The sequence below is a fragment of the Pseudomonas sp. JV245A genome, from assembly GCF_032424515.1.
Classification (GTDB): domain Bacteria; phylum Pseudomonadota; class Gammaproteobacteria; order Pseudomonadales; family Pseudomonadaceae; genus Aquipseudomonas; species Aquipseudomonas protegens.
The window spans coordinates 23683-40420 of record NZ_VYKE01000011.1 but is presented as its reverse complement, the minus strand read 5'-3'; the positions used below and the strand labels follow the sequence as shown (position 1 = coordinate 40420).

Below are 16738 nucleotides of genomic sequence, written 5' to 3'. Positions count from 1 at the left end.
CTGCTCTCTACAAAGCAAGTATCGAATAAACCAGCGAGGCAGCCACTTTCAATAAGTGACAGTCGCTGTACCCTTGATTGGAGTGCCGTAGTCGTTAATGCTATGAAACTCAACGAGCGCCCGCTGGCTTGGCTGAGCCGTAGGCTCTCCCGTCACAGCAAACTTGCTGACACTTCCGGGCGTCACCATATCCAACTCAACGGGGTATTTCTTTTCGCCCACACTTAACACTCCCGAACTAAAGGAGATGTGATAAGGCGAACCATTAGAAACTTGCAAATAGCTCTTCCCATTCTCGCGAAGCATTTTCCACTTCAAGTTACCGACTGCCTCCTGGGAGTTTTCCGTCAGGTTTTTCGGGCGATAGAACACCTTGATGCGCTGACGCACGGCAATTTGCAGGGTATTTTGTTCCGCTGACTTTTGCGGGATTTCCTGCACGTTCAACCAGAAGATCGACTCTTTATCAGTTGGTAAACCCTTGCCGTAATAAAAGATCCTCAACATCTGTTGGTTATTCCCGGCAAGGCGACTCAAGGAAGGGGTCAGAGCAAAGGGAATATTCTGTTCATTATGCAGTTCATTGGATTCCAGCCAGGATTGAATCATGATGTCCTGCGAACCAGTGTTCCTGATCAGGATTGAAACTTCCTTGCTTTTTTCCGGGTATATCACTCGAGTTCCATCGAGGGTAATTCCGGCACAGGCAAGGCTACTGCCGAGCAAGGCGAAGCCCAGCAGCAAGTATCTGGAAATTGCGTTCATTGAATAGGCACCACTCGTGAGCAAGAGAGGCATGTTCAGCCTCTCTTTTTTACTATTACCTGTAAGTCAAGCTAAACGGCAGGGTGCCATTAGCCTGGCCTGCGACAAAATCTTCAGTATTGGCAACATAACCGGCACGCAAGCTGATGCTACTCTTATAAGTGCCAGTACTTGGAGGTGACTGAGTCAATGTTCCACTGATGATTTCGTTCGCGGACATATTTACTATTTGATTATTTTCATTATAGATCGCGATACCTACACCTTTGCCCGCCCCCTGAGTTTTCAAGAGTCTGGGGTCCTTGAGATCAATGCCAGAACCGGCAGCAGGGTCAAACTTCATATCAACTGTGCTAAGACCCGATCCGGTTGAGCCGCAGTCCAGATTTAGATTGATTCGGACAGTTGAGGCGATAGTACCCTCTGCGGGGGTTTTTATTGAATCAATACTGACTTTCCCCAAAGGCACGGTAATAGTTTGAGCACTACCTCCGACTGTGCCTCCGCCGGCTGTAATGCTGCACGATACGCTGCTGATTTCACCCGTGAAGTTGATTGTCCCGTCAGCCGCCATTGCGGAACTGGCAACAAGGCCAGAGGCAGTAATTGCCAGAATAGCTCTCATGGGATTGAACACTGTCATTTCCTTGGTCTGTGTAAGTTGATGGCTTTAATTGTTCCTTAAAGGAAGCGAGCAAATTCTTACCCAGGACAGAAAGTGCAACAATCGTAGGAATCGCCCTACATCTAAAGATAAATCATCTAAATATGTAGGACTAATCCTACAAACCTATAGCTTGTTTAATTGATTACAAAAGAAAAACCGCCTGCTCCCGGAGGGAACAGGCGGTTTAATGACACTCGCGATTCAGCGCGGTGCAAACCAGGGCGCCGGCACCTCAGCCTGGACCGTGATGGTCTTGATCTGGGTGTAGGCATTCAGGGTTTCGCGGCTGAACTCGCGGCCAATACCGCTGTTCTTGTAGCCACCGAACGCCGTGCCGTCGCTGATGTTGGAGTAGCGATTGATCCACACTGAACCGGCCTCCAGGCGATTGGCGGTATCCATGGCGTGCTTCAGGTTGCTGGTGTAGATACCGGCGGCCAGACCGTATTCGGAGTCATTGGCCTGGGCGATCATCTGCTCGTAATCGCTCCAGCGGATCAGTGACAGTACGGGGCCGAAGATCTCTTCCCGGCAGATGCGCATGTCATTGCGGACCTCGAAAACCGTGGGCTGGATAAAGTAGCCCGCTGGGCAATCCGGCACCTCGACCCGGGCTCCGCCCACCAGCAGCTCAGCCCCCTCCTGCACTCCGAGGGCAATGTACTCCAGGACTTTTTCACCCTGCCTGGCCGATACCAGGCAACTGACCCGCGCATTTTCATCCAGCGGCGAACCCACGCTGACGCGCTGGAATGACTCGATCAGCTTTTGCTTGAACGTCTCGAAGATAGCGTCATGGACGAACAGCCGAGTGCCAGCCAGGCATGACTGCCCGTTATTGTGGATCGCTGCGAAGGTGGCGTTGTCTACCACGGCATCCAGGTCATCGATATCCGGGAACACGATGTTGGCGCTCTTGCCACCCAGTTCCAGGGTCGCCGGCACCAGCCGGTCGGCCGCTACTCGCGCAACGATGCGCCCCACTTCGGTGCTGCCGGTAAAGGACAGCTTGCGCACCTTGGGGTGCTGGCTCAGGGCTGCACCTACGACTTCCCCCAGGCCGGTGACGATATTGACCACCCCAGCCGGGAAAATCCGCGTGATGTGCTTGCCCAGTTCCAGGGTCGACAGCGAAGCATTTTCATCCGGCTTGAGCACCACGGTGTTGCCAGCCGCCAGGGCTGGCGCCAGCTTGAACGATGCCATGATCGCCGGCGCATTCCAGGGGATGATCTGCCCGCACACCCCCAGGGGCTCGCGCTTGCCCAGGGCGTAGCCACCGGGGATCTCTCGGCCATGGTCTTCATGGGCCATGATCACCGAGGCAAAGTAGCGGTAGTGACGTACCGCAGTCAGGTAATCCTTGCGTACCTCGCTGATGCAACGCCCCACGTCATGGGCATCGATCCACGCCAAGCGTTCACTGTCCGCCTCCACCGCGTCGGCCAGGGCATTGAGCAATCGACCCCGTTCCTGCTGACCCAAAGCATTCCATCCGGCAAAGGCCGCCTGCGCCGCATTCACCGCTCGATCGACATCTTGAGCGTCACAGTAATGAATAGTCGCCAGGCACTTTCCGGTGGCCGGATCCAGGGCGGGCAATGGCTGTTTGTCACGACTCTCAAATACACCGTTAATCAACGGACCATAGACTTCGTCTAATTGGATATTCATGTTTATTCCTTTTCAAGTTACAACTTTCATAACGATTTCGGGCAAGTCGATGCGCGACTTTATATATCCATCAGGATAATCACGGTGTTAACATTCATCTCCCATTTTCAAAATCCCCAAAGGGCAACCAATGGATCCGCTTTCAGGCGTTCTTTCTTTATTGCGAATTCGCAACTATCACTCCGCAACATTAAGAATGGCGGGTGATTGGGCGTTCAGTTTTCCCGAGAATGCCGGAATCAAGTTCACTACCGTAGTTCAAGGTGGCTGCTGGCTATTAGTTGCAGGCGAACAACAACCGCAACGCTTGCAACAAGGTGACTGTTTCCTCATGACCCGGGGCGTGCCCTTTGCCCTTTACAGCGATATGAACCAGGTCCCGATGGATTCCGCCTCCTACTTCCAACGGATCGCTGAAGACGAAATCACCCTTGACTACTGCGGCGCCGATACCCAATTGGTGGGTGGACGCTTCGAGTTCACCGGGGTCCCGGCCCAAGTCCTGCTCAGCACCCTACCGTCCCTGGTGCACCTGACCGGTGTCTCGGCCCAGGCCTCGATTCTGCGCTGGGCCCTGGAGCGCTTTACTTCGGAACTGCACCAGCACAAGCCGGGACGTTCATTGATGACCGAACACCTGGCCCACATCATGCTGGTGGAGGTGCTGCGTGCTCACCTGGGAACCCTGGGCAGCGATGGCACCGGCTGGTTCGCCGGCCTGGCCGACCGACACCTGAGTGCCGCCATCAGTGCACTGCATGGTGAGCCAGCGCGGCGCTGGAGCGTGGAAGAACTGGCACGCCTGGCCAACATGTCGCGCTCGGCCTTTGCCCAGCGGTTCAAGACCGTAGTCGGGGTTGCTCCCATGGAATACCTGACCCGCTGGCGAATGCTGCTGGCCAGCGACCGCTTGCGCAATTCCGACGACAGTATCTCCAGCATCGCCTTCTCCCTGGGTTATGAGTCCGAAAGCGCCTTCAGTACCGCCTTTAAGCGCGTGATGAGCGAAGCCCCGCGCCATTATCAGCGCGGCCAGCAGAGCCTGTAGCGCTCAGCGCAAACCACCGCCGATGACCAGGGTTTCGCCAGTGATCCAACTGGCATCGTCCGAGGCCAGGAAGGCCACCGCCGGCGAAATGTCCCGAGGTACGCCAATGCGCCCCAGGGGCGTGAGTGTCTCGATCTTGGTGCGGAACTCATCTGCGAAGAAGCCGCTGGAGAGCACCCCCTCAGTCATCACAAGTCCCGGGTTGACCGAATTGACCCGGATGTTCCTGGGGCCCAGCTCATTGGCCAGGGTGCGAGTTATCGCATCCACTGCGCCCTTGGAAGCGGTGTAGATCGCCGAATTGGCAGGGGTGAAGGAGGTGACGCTGGAACTGACATTGATGATGCTCGCCCCTTGTGGGTTGAAGCAGTCCAACGCCGCCTGGCAACACAGAATCAGACCCAATACGTTCAGGTCGAAATGCCGGTGGAACTCATCTTCAGTGACCTGCGCCAGTGAGCCGGTGGAATAGACCCCGGCGTTATTGACCAGGATATCGAGGCGGCCGTACAGATGCTCTATGGTCTTGAACAGGGTCTTGACCTCAAGGCTCCTGGCCACATCGGCCTGGATCGCATAGGCCCTACCGCCCTGCTCCAAGATCTGCGCCACCACAGCGTCGGCGTCGGCCTTGCTGCGAGCGTAGTTGACGATCACCGTGGCGCCGTTGCGAGCCAACTGCTTGGCGATGTCCGCGCCAATACCCTTGGAAGCCCCTGTCACCAGGGCAACTTTCTTTTCCAATTTTTTCATGCTTGAACTTTCCCTTCGGGGTTCAATGACCCAATTGCCCGGGGGCACTGGACGAGAGGTTCAGCTTAAGCATGGGGTACGAGGCTGTTAATGGCTGAGAAGCCAGGAAACTTGCGTCAGCGTCCAGAGCGTTCATCGGCGATCTGGACAGTGCTCCGGGCCAATTAAGGGGGCAGTTGGGTCGCGTCGTCCTGGGCACGCTCGTCTGCCGGCTCGCGGGAAGCAATATGCAGGTCCAGCTTGCGCTGCACCTTGAACAGCTCGGCGTCGGTGCGGATCCCCAGCTTTCTGAACGCGGCCTGCTTCTGCCCGCTGATGGTCTTGATGCTGCGGGAAAACTTGCTGGCGATCTGCGAGATCCGCAGGCCATCCAGAAAGCAGCGCAAGACTTCGTTCTCCTTGGGGGACAGGGTCTCAAGGCTGGTCAATGGCGGGCTGCCCGGCTCGGCGGCGGGGCCGATTGGCGGGTGCTGCACGGCGAAAGCCAGCAACGGCGACAGATAGAGCCGCTTGCTGGCTACCGTGCGGATGGCCGGAATCAGGTCGTCCAGGGATTGTGATTTGCCGAGAAAGCCATTGGCTCCGATATCGATGATCTGCTTGACGAAAAACGGCGTCTCGGTGGCCGAGGACACCAGGATCAGCAAATGCGGGTATTTGTTGCGCAACAGGCGGATCAGGCGCAGGCCATCCAGGTCGCATTCCTGCAGCTGGTAATCGAGCACCAGCAGGTCCAGTTCGGTATCACGCAGAGCCGAGATCAGCTCGCCGCTGCTGGCATACAAACCCACCAGCTGGAAATCCGCCACGCTCTGCAGCTGTAGCTGCATTGCCATGCGAATCAATGCGTGATCGTCCAGCACTGCGATGCGCAAGGGCTTGTTAACGACAAGTGACATAGCGCCTCCAGAACGTTCGATGGTGGTCTTCAGAACTGGATATTCCATCCTCTCAAGCCTCTAGTCCGAGTGGTCCTGGCCCACCGACCGTCACGGCCTTGCGACAGTCTTTCAGGTCACCAGTGCCGGGTACTCTAGAGCGCCGGCCGCCTCGCCATAACAAGAAACGTCTTGAAGTTTTCCAAAGAAAATCTTGAATCGAGGGCGACGCGGCCTGTTCGGCTAGGCGTCGTAGAGTGGCTTTTCCATGCTTGCCCGGCCATCGCTGAGCATGGCATAGCGCTCGCCGCGGGCCAGGCTTCGCAGCGCATCAGCGTAGTCCGGCAAAGACTGCGTCTTGGACATCACCCCATGTGCGCCCACGGCCTGCAGCTGCGAGGCAATTACAGGATCGGGACGGTTCAGCAGCACGAGTATTTTCAGACCGGGGTAGCGGGTGATCAAGTTTCGTACCAGATGAACCGGGTCGCTATCCATCAGGTGGCCGATCATCAGCACGTCCAGCTGGTTTTGTTCCAGGGCCTCCAACATGTCGGCGAAATTGAAGAACTCGCTCAGGCACAGAACCGACTGCCTGGACAGATGCTTGTACAGACCGTGGCGGACAATATTATGTTGCTCCAGTACCCCTACCCTTAACTTCAACATCGCTTGGTTCGACCTCTGAAAAATAGTGGGCCGTCACACCGCTGGCACAGTGCACTAGAATGCTGCCCGCCACTCAGGCTCGCCCTGTGCCTGGCTGAATGACAGGGCAAGATAAGCTCTGCGTTGTGGGTGGGATGTAGGAATAGTCTTGAATTGCATTCATCTAGTCGAGATCGCTGCCAAGAGCCCGTCAACCCGAAGGAATGGATTCGAAAACAGGAATTTTCTTGGCAGTACTCAGGTTGCTTCCTGCTAGCCTGCCAGTGACATTCTGATGACCCTGAGGGGCTTATTCGGCATCATTTTCTTATTTGAGCTTTCCGCAAATCCGCCCTAGGTCAGAGAAAAATCTCAACCAGCCTCAGATTTCATCAAGGCGCTGACCGTTGTTGGCTCACTTATTACCTAGATATTTTGATTCTGGATAACCTGGCATGAGTAAAAGTGTACTGATCGTCGATGATCACCCGGTAGTCTGTGAGGCGATTCGCAAAACCCTGGAGACTCAGGGCTACTCCATTGTTGGCGAAACTGCCGACGGTATCAGCGCCCTGAACATGATCCTGTCGCTGAAGCCGGACATCGTGATCCTGGATGTCAGCCTGGAAAAAATGGACGGTCTCACCGTGCTCAAGCGCATCGCCCAAGCGAACCTGGATGTGCGGGTGCTGGTGTTCACCGCCCAGTCCGTCGACACCTATGCCATGCGCTGCCTGCAGGCCGGAGCCAGTGGTTTCGTGAGCAAGAACGAACCCCTGACCAGACTGCTCAAGGCGGTGGACACCATCGTCGAGGGCTATGTGTTCTTCCCAAAGAAGTCGATGCCGTTCAGCGATGGCGGCCGCGGCAAACACAGCAGCGACGTCCTGGCGGCGCTGACCAATCGTGAACTGGAAGTCCTCAAGCTGCTCGCTGAAGGTCTGACCAATCTTGAGATCGCCGAGAAACTGCACCTGAGCAACAAGACCGTCAGCGGCCACAAGATCAATATCTTGAGCAAGCTTGGGGTCACTTCGGTGGTGGATCTGGTGAACATCGCCAGGCAGAACGAACTGGTCTGAGTAACCTGATGTGAGGTTACTGCCGCGCCCGCTGTTTTTCGTACTGATATTGTGGTTGGCCCTGCCGGTATTCGCGCAGGACAGGGTGAAGATCCGTGCCCGCCAGCCGCTGGACTTCCTCGATATTCGCCCCAGCATCGATGAACAGACCTGGCTGCGTAACAAAGAGGCCCTGTTGGTCGGCATCGTCAGTGGCGACCTGCCCCCCTACCGGGAAATCAACCAGCGCCATGAACTCGAAGGCATAGGGGCCGACTACCTGGGGGCCTTGCAGCGCGAGCTGGCGATCCCCGTGGAAGTCCGCACCTACCCCAATACGGATGCCGCCTATCACGCCTTGCGCAGTGGTGAGGTCGACCTGGTAGACAGCGCTACCCAGGTGGAAGCCGAGGATTACCAGGTCCGGCTGAGCCCGAGCTACGCGGTCACCGAACTGGCCCTGTATGCCGAGAGCGGTGACCTGCGGGACTACCGCGCGAACATCTCCAGGACACGGATCGCCGCCACCCGCGGCATGGCCCTGGAGCTCTATCTGCGCACCGGCGGACGGGGCCTGATCCAGCTGTACGATTCCCCCCGCGCCGCCATGGGCTCGGTACTCGATGGCGACGCAGACATCTACCTGGGGGACTCGCTGTCTACCGGCTATCTATCCAGCCAATTGTTCAGCGACCAGTTGGTGATCAGCCACAGTGCACGGTTGCCGGAAATCCGGGTCGGGTTTGCCGTGGCCCGTGACAATACCCACCTGCAACAGTTGCTCGAGCGAGCCCTGGGCGGCATCAAGCGCTGCCAGGTGATATCGGCGCTGCAGATGTGGGGCGGTACGGGTAACTGCGACTCCAACAGTTTTCGCGAACGCCTGGACGCCGATCAGCGTCTCTGGCTGGAGCATGCACCGCCGGTGCGGCTGGTGATCAGCGACGACCTGGCGCCCTATGCGTTTTTCAACAGCCGCGGGCTGTTCAACGGCATCGCTTCGGACCTTCTGGACCTCATCCGACGCAAGAGCGGGCTGCGCTTCGAGGTCTCCCGGGTCGGCTCGCTCAAGCAGGTCGACACCCGCCTGCGCGAAGGCCGTGCAGACCTCAGCATACTGGCCCGCGCCAACCCCAGGCGTGCGTCCTACCTGTACACCCGGCCCATCGTCACTACGCCCTATGTGATTGTGCGCAAGACCGACGCACCGCCCCTGGCACCGCTGAACCGCGACTCCATCGGCTCCGTGGCGCTCGCCTCCGGCTACCTGCAGAGCGAGGACCTGCGCGAGCGCTATCCACGGCTATGGGTCCAGCAGACATCCACCGTTGCCGAGGCCCTCAACCGGGTGCGCCAAGGCAAGGCGGACTTCACCCTGGCACCAGCCAACCTGGCCAACTACTACCTGTCCTTCAGGCTCCAGAACAGCCTGAAGATTCACGGCATGATGCAAGGCCAGGAAGCCCGGATCGCCTTCGCCGCACCGCAAAGCCAGCAGCAACTGATCGCCATCATCGACCAGGCCATGGCCGAGATCAGCCCTCAGGAATACCTGCAGATCCTGGGTCGCTGGCGCGCCAGCGGCAGCACCGACGACAGCTACTGGAAAGGTGTTACGGCCTTCACCTGGAAAATCCTGGGCAGCCTGGGCCTGATGCTGATGCTGGCGGCCTGGTGGATTCTGAGCCAGCGACGACGGATCATTCGCAAGCGCCTGGACCTGCTGCAGCGCCAGTTGATCCTCGACCAGTTGCGCGATGCCAAAGAAGCCGCCGAGCATGCCAGCCGCAGCAAGACCGTGTTCCTGACCACCATGAGCCATGAGATCCGTACCCCCCTGAGCGCCATCGTCGGCATGCTGGAGCTGGTGCTGACCCGTGACAACGACCGCGAACTCAATACCCGTTCCGTGCATATCGCCTACGAGTCGGCGCAGAACCTGCTGGCGCTGATCGGCCATATCCTGGATATCTCGCGGATCGAATCCGGGCGCCTGACCCTGCGCCCGGAAGCCGCCAGCCTCAAGGACCTGATCGAATCGGTGGCCAATGTCTTCGATGGCCTGGCCCGCCAGAAGCACCTGGACATCCACCTGCAGTTCGATGCCTGGGCCACCGCGCAAGTGTGGATCGATGGCCTGAAGTTCAAGCAGATCATCTCCAACCTGCTGAGTAACGCGATCAAGTTCACCGAACAGGGCGAGATCCATATCCGTTGCGTGGGCCAGGTGAAAGATCAACACTTTCTCGACTTCCATGTCGAAGTGATCGACACCGGCCCGGGCATTCCGGCTTCGCAGATCCAGAAGATCTTCACCCCGTTCTTCGAGGTCGACAGCGTGGTCAGCAACCCTAACGCCGGGTCGGGGCTGGGCCTGTCCATCAGTCATTCGCTGACCCAGTTGATGAACGGCAGCCTGCAGGTCCAGAGCGAACTTGGCGTAGGTACCCGCATGACCTTCAAGGCCTGTTTTCAGCGCGTTGCCGACGAGCGCAGCAGCGCCACCGACAGCGCGGAACAAGCGGTGCTCAACAGCACCGACCAGCCCCTGTGCGTGTTGATCGTCGAAGACCACCTGCCCAGCCAGTACCTGCTCAACCAGCAGATCAACTACCTGGGACACGAGGCCCTGATCGCCTACAACGGCCTGGAAGGCCTGGCCATGTGGCAAGAGCATGACGTGGATATCATCATCACCGACTGCAACATGCCGCAGATGAGCGGCCATGAGATGAGCCAGGCGATCCGGCGCATGGAGGGCCAGATGGGGGTGCGCCCCTGCACCATCATCGGCCTGACCGCCAGCGCCCAGCTTGAGGAACTGGAACGCTGCCTGGCTTCGGGCATGGACAGTGCCCTGGCCAAGCCGATCAGCCTTGCCGGGCTGAACCGCCTGATCCCCAAGCTGAGCCTGACGTCCCCCCCGGCGCAGAACGCGGTGCCGTCGTTGAACGGCGACATCCACGCCGCTCTGGCCGAGCACGTGATCAACAGCAACAACCAGGAACTGCAGGCCTTGAGCAAGGCCCTGGCCAGTGGCAATCGCCAGGCCCTGAAAGCCATCGCCCACAAGCTCAAGGGCACGGCCTACCTGCTCAATGCCCAAGGTTTGCTGGAGCTGTGCGTCAGCCTGGAAGAGCTGGTGGCCGAAGCGCCCCAGGAGCAGCAATTGTCCACCGCGGTGGCCCGGCTGGATCAGGCCCTGCGCGACCTCAACCAGTCATTGCAAGTGTACTGAGGGCTTGCCCGCAAGGCCCGGGCGCTCGCCCTAGCGACGCACCACGGCACTGCGTTTCAAGGTCTGGCTTGGCAGCTCCTTGAACAGCGCCCGGTAACTGCTGGAAAACCGCCCCAGGTGCCAGAACGACCAGTGCATTGCCACCTCGGCCACCGTGGTCTCAGTCGGCCCTCGGCTGAGCAGTTCGCGGTGCGCGCTGTTGAGCCGGCGCAGGCGCAGCCATTGGCTGGGGGCCATCCCGGTAAAGGCCTTGAACGCACTCTGCAACTGGCGCAGGGACACTCCGGCTACCTGGGACAGCTCCAGCAGGTTGAGGGTTTCCTCGGGCACGTCGGCGGCCCACTGCGCTACCCGTTGCATGATCCCCCGCTCCTCGCTGCGCCGTTGCAGGCCGCCGCGGTCCAGGCGCACGCAGGCGTTGTCGAGGATGTACAGGCAGTCCTCCAGGAGTTGCTGGGTCAGGGCTTCGCGGCTGGGCGGGTCGAGGGTCTGGGACAGGCGGGTCAGGGTCGAACTCAGCCAGCGGCAGAACAAGGCGTTCTGCTGGCTGTTGAGGGGCGCCATGAACAGCCCGTCGAGGCGCTCCACACCCAGGCCGTGGCCGCGGACGAACTCGGGGCCGAACACCACCGCCACTTCCTGGTAGTTCTCCGGGGTGATCCAGATGTTGCGGCTCTCGCCATTGAGCACGTACAGCGCGTTGTCGCTGCGATCGAAACAGAACGCCAGGGCGCCTTGAGGGGCGCTGAAATTCTGCTCGACCCGGGTGTTCATGCACTCCTCGTAGATCTCCACGCCCTGCAGGTCGAGGTAACGCACCAGACCGTTGAAATGCCCGGGGGACATCTGCTGGTAGTGCTGGACCCAACCCGGGGTGGCACGGATCTGATCGGCGACATCGAAGGTGTTGAAGGCTTGAACCTGAAGCGGATTGGACGCTGTCATCGGGGGACCTTGCGCACTCTTTTGGTGCGCTTTGGTGCTGCTTAAAGTGGATAGATGGAACAACAAGGCTCGCCCAAGATAGTCGCCAATGCGCCGCAGGGGAAGCCTTGCCGGGATACTCCCGCTCACCTCGGTGCAGACAAAACCAATCATCGAGGTCTTTATGAACGCCCCTTTCGATCAGCTTTCCTCCTGGCTGAAAGATCACAAGATTACCGAAGTAGAGTGCGTGGTCAGCGACCTGACCGGCATTGCCCGCGGCAAGATCGCGCCCACCAACAAGTTCCTGCATGAGCGAGGCATGCGCCTGCCGGAAAGTGTCCTGCTGCAAACGGTAACCGGGGATTTTGTCGACGACGACCTGTACTACGAACTGCTGGACCCGGCCGATATCGACATGGTCTGCCGCCCCGACTCGTCATCGATCTACCTGGTGCCCTGGGCCATCGAACCCACCGCCATCGTCATCCACGACACCTTCGACAAATTCGGCAACCCCATCGAACTGTCGCCGCGCAACGTGTTGAAGAAAGTGCTGCAGCTGTACACCGACAAGGGCTGGAAGCCGATCGTCGCCCCGGAAATGGAGTTCTACCTGACCCAGCGCTGCGAAGACCCGGACCTGCCGCTCAAGGCTCCCCTGGGCCGCTCCGGCCGAGCGGAAAGCGGTCGCCAGTCGTTCTCCATCGATGCCGCCAACGAATTCGACCCGCTGTTCGAAGATGTCTACGACTGGTGCGAAGCCCAGGGCCTGGACCTGGACACGCTGATCCACGAAGACGGCCCGGCGCAGATGGAAATCAACTTCCGCCACGGCGACGCCCTGGACCTGGCGGACCAGATCACCGTGTTCAAGCGCACCCTGCGCGAGGCGGCGCTCAAGCACAACGTCACCGCCACCTTCATGGCCAAGCCGGTGGCCGACGAGCCCGGCAGCGCCATGCACCTGCACCAGAGCGTGGTGGACATCGACACCGGCAAGCCGATCTTCGTCGATGCCAACGGTGAGAAAAGCAAGCTGTTCCTGCACCACATCGGCGGCCTGCAGAAGTACATCCCCAAATTGCTGCCGATGTTCGCCCCCAACGTCAACTCGTTCCGCCGCTTCCTGCCGGACACCTCGGCCCCGGTGAACGTCGAATGGGGTGAGGAAAACCGCACCGTGGGCCTGCGGGTTCCGACCGCAAGCCCCGACGCCATGCGCGTGGAAAACCGCCTGCCCGGCGCCGACGCCAACCCCTACCTGGCCATTGCCGCCAGCCTGCTGTGCGGCTACCTGGGCATGGTCGAGGGCATCGAGCCCAGCGCCGCGGTGGAAGGCCGGGCCTACGAGCGGCGCAACCTGCGCCTGCCGATCACCATCGAGGACGCCCTGGCACACATGGAGGACTGCCCGACCATCGAGCAGTACCTGGGGCGCAAGTTCGTGCGCGGCTACGTGGCGGTCAAGCGTGCCGAACACGAGAACTTCAAGCGCGTGATCAGCTCCTGGGAACGCGAGTTCCTGCTGCTCAGCGTCTGACAACCCGCATTCTGCAATCAACAAAAACAACCCGAAGAGGTGTCGATATGCGTCTTTTGAAAGCAGTGGTCCCGGCAGCATTGGCGGTCTTGTGCAGCACCGCCGTCCAGGCACAACCCAGTGTCAGCGTGTACAACTGGACCGACTACATCGGCCAGACCACCCTCGCCGACTTCCAGGGCAAGACCGGGGTCAAGGTGATCTACGACGTCTTCGACTCCAACGAAACCCTGGAGGGCAAACTGCTGGCCGGGCGCACCGGCTACGATGTGGTAGTGCCCTCCAACCACTTCCTGGCGCGCCAGGTGAAGGCCGGCGCGTTCCTCAAGCTCGACCGCTCGCAGTTGCCCAACTGGAAGAACCTGGACCCCAAGCTGCTGGCCCTGCTGGAGCAGAACGACCCCGGCAACCAGTACTCGGTGCCCTACCTCTGGGGCACCAACGGCATCGGCTACAACGTCGACAAGGTCAAGCAGGTACTGGGCATCGACCACATCGACTCGTGGGCGGTGCTGCTGGAGCCTGAGAACCTCAAGAAGCTGCAGCAGTGCGGGGTGTCGATGATGGACTCGCCGGATGAAGTGTTCCCGGCGGTGCTCAACTACCTGGGCCTGGACCCGCGCAGCGAGAACCCCGAGGACTACAAGAAGGCCGAGGCCAAGCTGCTGACCCTGCGCCCCTACATCACCTACTTCCACTCCTCCAAGTACGTTTCGGACCTGGCCAACGGTGATATCTGCATCGCCTTCGGTTACTCCGGAGACGTGTTCCAGGCCGCCAACCGGGCCAAGGAAGCCAAGAACGGGGTGAACATCGCCTATTCGATTCCCAAGGAAGGCAGTAACCTGTGGTTCGACCTGCTGGCGATTCCCGCCGATGCCGGCAACGTCAAGGAAGCCCACGCCTTCATCAACTACCTGCTGGACCCGCAAGTGATCGCCAAGGTCAGCGCCTATGTCGGCTACGCCAACCCCAACCCGGCTTCCCAGCAGTACATGGAGGCCGACCTGGTGAACAACCCCGAGGTCTATCCACCTCAGGCCGTGCTCGACAAGCTGTACATCTCCACCACCCAGTCGCCGGCCATCATGCGCTTGATGACCCGCTCCTGGAGCAAAGTGAAGTCCAACAAATGATTCAGCCAAACCTTTCGGGCAGCGCCAACGGGCATGCCCGCTCCTACTACGCCGCCTCGGCCGGCAGCCTGCCCGGCTACCCATCGCTGGAGGGCCAACCGAGCGCCGACGTCTGCGTGATCGGCGGCGGTTTCACCGGGGTCAACACCGCCATCGAGCTGGCCCGGCGCGGGCTCTCGGTGATCCTCCTGGAAGCCCGGCGCATCGGCTGGGGCGCCAGCGGGCGCAACGGCGGCCAACTGATCCGCGGCATTGGCCACGAGGTCACAGGCTTTGCCCGCTACGTCGGCCAGGAAGGGGTGAAATACCTCGAGCAGGCCGGCATCGACTCGGTGGAGGTGGTACGCCAGCGCATCAGCGAACATGCCATCGACTGCGACCTGCGCTGGGGCTTCTGTGAGCTGGCCAACACCCCGGCCCAGTTCGCCGCCTTCCAGGCCGAGCAGGACAGCCTGGTCAGGCTGGGCTACCGCCACCCCACTCGGCTGGTGGCGCCCCAGGACATGCAGCAGGTGGTGGCCTCCTCGGCGTATGCCGGGGGGCTGGTGGACATGGGCTCTGGGCACTTGCACCCGCTCAAGCTGGTGCTGGGCGAAGCGCGGCTGGCAGCGTCCCTGGGGGTGAGGATCTTCGAGCAGAGCCCGGTGCTGGAACTGACCCACGGCGACAGTGTGAAAGTGCGCTGCGCGACCGGCACCGTCACTGCCGGGCACCTGGTGCTGGCCTGCAATGCCCACCTGGAAGACCTCGAGCCGCGGCTCAGTGGCAAGGTGCTGCCGGCGGGCAGCTACATCATCACCACCGAGCCGCTGGCCGAGGCCCGGGCCAGGCAACTGATCCCGGACAACCTGGCGCTGTGCGACCAGAAAGTCGGCCTGGACTACTACCGCCTGACCGCGGACCGGCGCTTGCTGTTCGGCGGTGCCTGCCACTATTCGGGGCGTGATCCGGCGGATATTGCCGGCTACATGCGACCCAAGATGCTCAAGGTCTTCCCGCAGTTGCAGGATGTGGCGATCGACTTCCAGTGGGGCGGCAAGATCGGCATCACCGCCAATCGCTTCCCCCAGGTCGGGCGCCTGTCGCAGTACCCCAATGTGTACTACGCCCAGGGCTATTCCGGGCATGGCCTAAACGTCACCCACTGGACTGCGCGGCTACTGGCCGAAGCCATCCATGCCGGCCACAGTCGCGGCCTGGACGTGTTCAGCGGCGTGCCGCACATGACCTTCCCCGGCGGCCCGGCCCTGCGGGCACCACTGCTGGCCCTGGGCATGCTCTGGCACCGGATGCGGGAAATGCTCGGTTGATCGGCCCCCTTCGCTGGCACCACCCGGCCTCGTAGCATCCGGCTTGCCGGCGAACACCTTGCGCCGCACCTGCTGGCGTGTTCGCTGGCACGCCAGCTCCTGCGGGGCGGCGGGTTCCCTAGGTGAACCGGCGCTGCAGGAAATCCAGCAACAGGGCATTGACCTGCTGCGGCCGTTCGTTCTGGATCCAGTGCCCGCAGTCCGCCAGCAGGTGCTGCTCAAGGTCCGCCACCTTGCCCGGCATGCGCTTGAGGGTATGGGCTTCCAGTACACCCACCGGGTCCTGGTCGCCCAGCAGGAACAAGGTCGGTTGCTGGACCTGGGCATCGGCCAGGAACTCGGTGCGCTTCCAGGTCCGCTCGAAATTGCGGTACCAGTTCAGGGCACCGCGAAAGCCGCGCCCGGCAAAGGTCTGGCGATAGGCCTGGAAATCCTCCTCGCTGCACCACTGCGGCAACCCTGCGGGCACCGTCACCCCGTCGAACAAGCGGGCATCGGCCGGCTTGGGTTGCAGCAATGCACCGACATTGCCCATGAACAGGCGCAGGCTGGCGTCTATATCGGCGTCCAGTTCCGCCTCGGCCACTCCCGGCTGCTGGAAGTAGAGGATGTAGTTGAAATGCTCGCCGTGCACCTGGCGCATGATCTCGCTGGCCGGGCGTTTCGGCCGCCCGGCAAAGGGCACCGACAGGGTCACCAGCGCCGCCACCCGCTGCGGCTCCAGCAGCGCCAGGTGCCAGGCCACGGGGGCGCCCCAGTCGTGGCCGACGATGCACACCCGCTGCTGGCCGAAGGCGTGCATGGCCTGCTGGATATCGGCGCACAGGGTCAGCAGGTCGTAGGCCTGCACCGCCTCGGGAGCCGAGCTGCGGCCATAGCCACGCATTTCCGGGACGAACACCCGGAACCCCGCTGCCACCAGGGCCGGCACTTGATGGCGCCAGGAATGCCAGCACTCGGGAAAACCGTGCAGCAGCCATACCGGCTGCCCGTGTTCCGGGCCGCTGACCCGCACACTGAGCTCGATGCCGTTGACGGCCAGAACATGCTGTTGGGAGGAACTCATGGCGAATGCTCCAAGGCAGATGCAAGG

General features: G+C 60.6%; 14 protein-coding genes. 6 read left to right on the top strand and 8 right to left on the bottom strand.

Features of this window, described 5'->3' with window-relative positions:
• Positions 1-48 precede the first annotated feature (48 nt).
• From F6S12_RS05380 to F6S12_RS05370, 3 genes are all read right to left on the bottom strand, one after another.
• Complete coding sequence (locus tag F6S12_RS05380) at positions 49-798, bottom strand: molecular chaperone (protein WP_309295698.1); 750 nt, start codon at positions 796-798, stop codon at positions 49-51.
• 22 nt (positions 799-820) lie between these two features.
• The gene (locus F6S12_RS05375; protein WP_123473365.1) at positions 821-1408 is read right to left on the bottom strand and encodes a fimbrial protein; all 588 of its coding nucleotides are present in this window, start codon (positions 1406-1408) and stop codon (positions 821-823) included.
• A 225-nt stretch (positions 1409-1633) separates the two neighbouring features.
• Positions 1634-3106, bottom strand: coding sequence for an aldehyde dehydrogenase family protein (locus F6S12_RS05370; protein ID WP_077934100.1), 1473 nt, complete (start codon positions 3104-3106; stop codon positions 1634-1636).
• A 130-nt stretch (positions 3107-3236) separates the two neighbouring features.
• Here F6S12_RS05370 and F6S12_RS05365 point away from each other — a divergent pair, with 130 nt between their 5' ends.
• Positions 3237-4154, top strand: coding sequence for an AraC family transcriptional regulator (locus tag F6S12_RS05365; RefSeq protein WP_065364024.1), 918 nt, complete (start codon positions 3237-3239; stop codon positions 4152-4154).
• 3 nt (positions 4155-4157) lie between these two features.
• Here F6S12_RS05365 and F6S12_RS05360 read toward each other — a convergent pair whose 3' ends face one another.
• The 3 genes from F6S12_RS05360 to F6S12_RS05350 form a co-directional block, all read right to left on the bottom strand.
• Complete coding sequence (locus F6S12_RS05360; RefSeq protein ID WP_065364023.1) at positions 4158-4907, bottom strand: SDR family NAD(P)-dependent oxidoreductase; 750 nt, start codon at positions 4905-4907, stop codon at positions 4158-4160.
• A 164-nt stretch (positions 4908-5071) separates the two neighbouring features.
• Entirely contained in the window at positions 5072-5806 is a 735-nt protein-coding gene (locus F6S12_RS05355; RefSeq protein WP_077934099.1) for a response regulator transcription factor, read from the bottom strand.
• 222 nt (positions 5807-6028) lie between these two features.
• Positions 6029-6454, bottom strand: a complete 426-nt coding sequence (locus tag F6S12_RS05350; protein ID WP_123430796.1) for a response regulator transcription factor — start codon at positions 6452-6454, stop codon at positions 6029-6031.
• A gap of 434 nt (positions 6455-6888) precedes the next feature.
• Between F6S12_RS05350 and F6S12_RS05345 the strand changes: the two genes are divergently transcribed.
• Together F6S12_RS05345 and F6S12_RS05340 are read left to right on the top strand one after the other, a co-directional pair.
• Positions 6889-7515 (top strand): response regulator transcription factor, encoded by a 627-nt coding sequence (locus tag F6S12_RS05345; RefSeq protein ID WP_125063114.1) that lies wholly within the window; start codon positions 6889-6891, stop codon positions 7513-7515.
• 10 nt (positions 7516-7525) lie between these two features.
• The gene (locus F6S12_RS05340) at positions 7526-10732 is read left to right on the top strand and encodes an ATP-binding protein (RefSeq protein WP_409999836.1); all 3207 of its coding nucleotides are present in this window, start codon (positions 7526-7528) and stop codon (positions 10730-10732) included.
• A 30-nt stretch (positions 10733-10762) separates the two neighbouring features.
• On the opposite strand, the gene F6S12_RS05335 is transcribed toward F6S12_RS05340, so the two are convergent.
• A complete protein-coding gene (locus F6S12_RS05335) occupies positions 10763-11677 on the bottom strand; it encodes a helix-turn-helix domain-containing protein (RefSeq protein ID WP_315868776.1) in 915 nt (304 codons plus the stop codon).
• A gap of 163 nt (positions 11678-11840) precedes the next feature.
• Between F6S12_RS05335 and F6S12_RS05330 the strand changes: the two genes are divergently transcribed.
• The 3 genes from F6S12_RS05330 to F6S12_RS05320 are packed head-to-tail and all read left to right on the top strand — an operon-like array spanning position 11841 to position 15645.
• Positions 11841-13199 carry a glutamine synthetase family protein gene (locus F6S12_RS05330; RefSeq protein WP_011061241.1) on the top strand — a complete coding sequence of 453 codons (1359 nt, stop codon included), beginning with the start codon at positions 11841-11843 and terminating at the stop codon, positions 13197-13199.
• 47 nt (positions 13200-13246) lie between these two features.
• Entirely contained in the window at positions 13247-14335 is a 1089-nt protein-coding gene (locus tag F6S12_RS05325; RefSeq protein WP_015635574.1) for a polyamine ABC transporter substrate-binding protein, read from the top strand.
• Positions 14332-15645 carry an NAD(P)/FAD-dependent oxidoreductase gene (locus F6S12_RS05320; RefSeq protein WP_015635573.1) on the top strand — a complete coding sequence of 438 codons (1314 nt, stop codon included), beginning with the start codon at positions 14332-14334 and terminating at the stop codon, positions 15643-15645. The genes F6S12_RS05325 and F6S12_RS05320 overlap by 4 nt, the downstream gene beginning before the upstream one ends.
• A gap of 118 nt (positions 15646-15763) precedes the next feature.
• On the opposite strand, the gene F6S12_RS05315 is transcribed toward F6S12_RS05320, so the two are convergent.
• Complete coding sequence (locus F6S12_RS05315) at positions 15764-16711, bottom strand: alpha/beta fold hydrolase (protein WP_011061238.1); 948 nt, start codon at positions 16709-16711, stop codon at positions 15764-15766.
• Positions 16712-16738 lie beyond the last annotated feature (27 nt).

Excerpts from the sequence above, each read along its gene's own strand:
- F6S12_RS05380 (WP_309295698.1), bottom strand. The coding sequence starts at position 798 with ATGCCTCTCTTGCTCACGAGTGGTGCCTATTCAATGAACGCAATTTCC.
- F6S12_RS05375 (WP_123473365.1), bottom strand. The coding sequence starts at position 1,408 with ATGACAGTGTTCAATCCCATGAGAGCTATTCTGGCAATTACTGCCTCT.
- F6S12_RS05370 (WP_077934100.1), bottom strand. The coding sequence starts at position 3,106 with ATGAATATCCAATTAGACGAAGTCTATGGTCCGTTGATTAACGGTGTA.
- F6S12_RS05365 (WP_065364024.1), top strand. The coding sequence starts at position 3,237 with ATGGATCCGCTTTCAGGCGTTCTTTCTTTATTGCGAATTCGCAACTAT.
- F6S12_RS05360 (WP_065364023.1), bottom strand. The coding sequence starts at position 4,907 with ATGAAAAAATTGGAAAAGAAAGTTGCCCTGGTGACAGGGGCTTCCAAG.
- F6S12_RS05355 (WP_077934099.1), bottom strand. The coding sequence starts at position 5,806 with ATGTCACTTGTCGTTAACAAGCCCTTGCGCATCGCAGTGCTGGACGAT.
- F6S12_RS05350 (WP_123430796.1), bottom strand. The coding sequence starts at position 6,454 with ATGTTGAAGTTAAGGGTAGGGGTACTGGAGCAACATAATATTGTCCGC.
- F6S12_RS05345 (WP_125063114.1), top strand. The coding sequence starts at position 6,889 with ATGAGTAAAAGTGTACTGATCGTCGATGATCACCCGGTAGTCTGTGAG.
- F6S12_RS05335 (WP_315868776.1), bottom strand. The coding sequence starts at position 11,677 with ATGACAGCGTCCAATCCGCTTCAGGTTCAAGCCTTCAACACCTTCGAT.
- F6S12_RS05330 (WP_011061241.1), top strand. The coding sequence starts at position 11,841 with ATGAACGCCCCTTTCGATCAGCTTTCCTCCTGGCTGAAAGATCACAAG.
- F6S12_RS05325 (WP_015635574.1), top strand. The coding sequence starts at position 13,247 with ATGCGTCTTTTGAAAGCAGTGGTCCCGGCAGCATTGGCGGTCTTGTGC.
- F6S12_RS05320 (WP_015635573.1), top strand. The coding sequence starts at position 14,332 with ATGATTCAGCCAAACCTTTCGGGCAGCGCCAACGGGCATGCCCGCTCC.
- F6S12_RS05315 (WP_011061238.1), bottom strand. The coding sequence starts at position 16,711 with ATGAGTTCCTCCCAACAGCATGTTCTGGCCGTCAACGGCATCGAGCTC.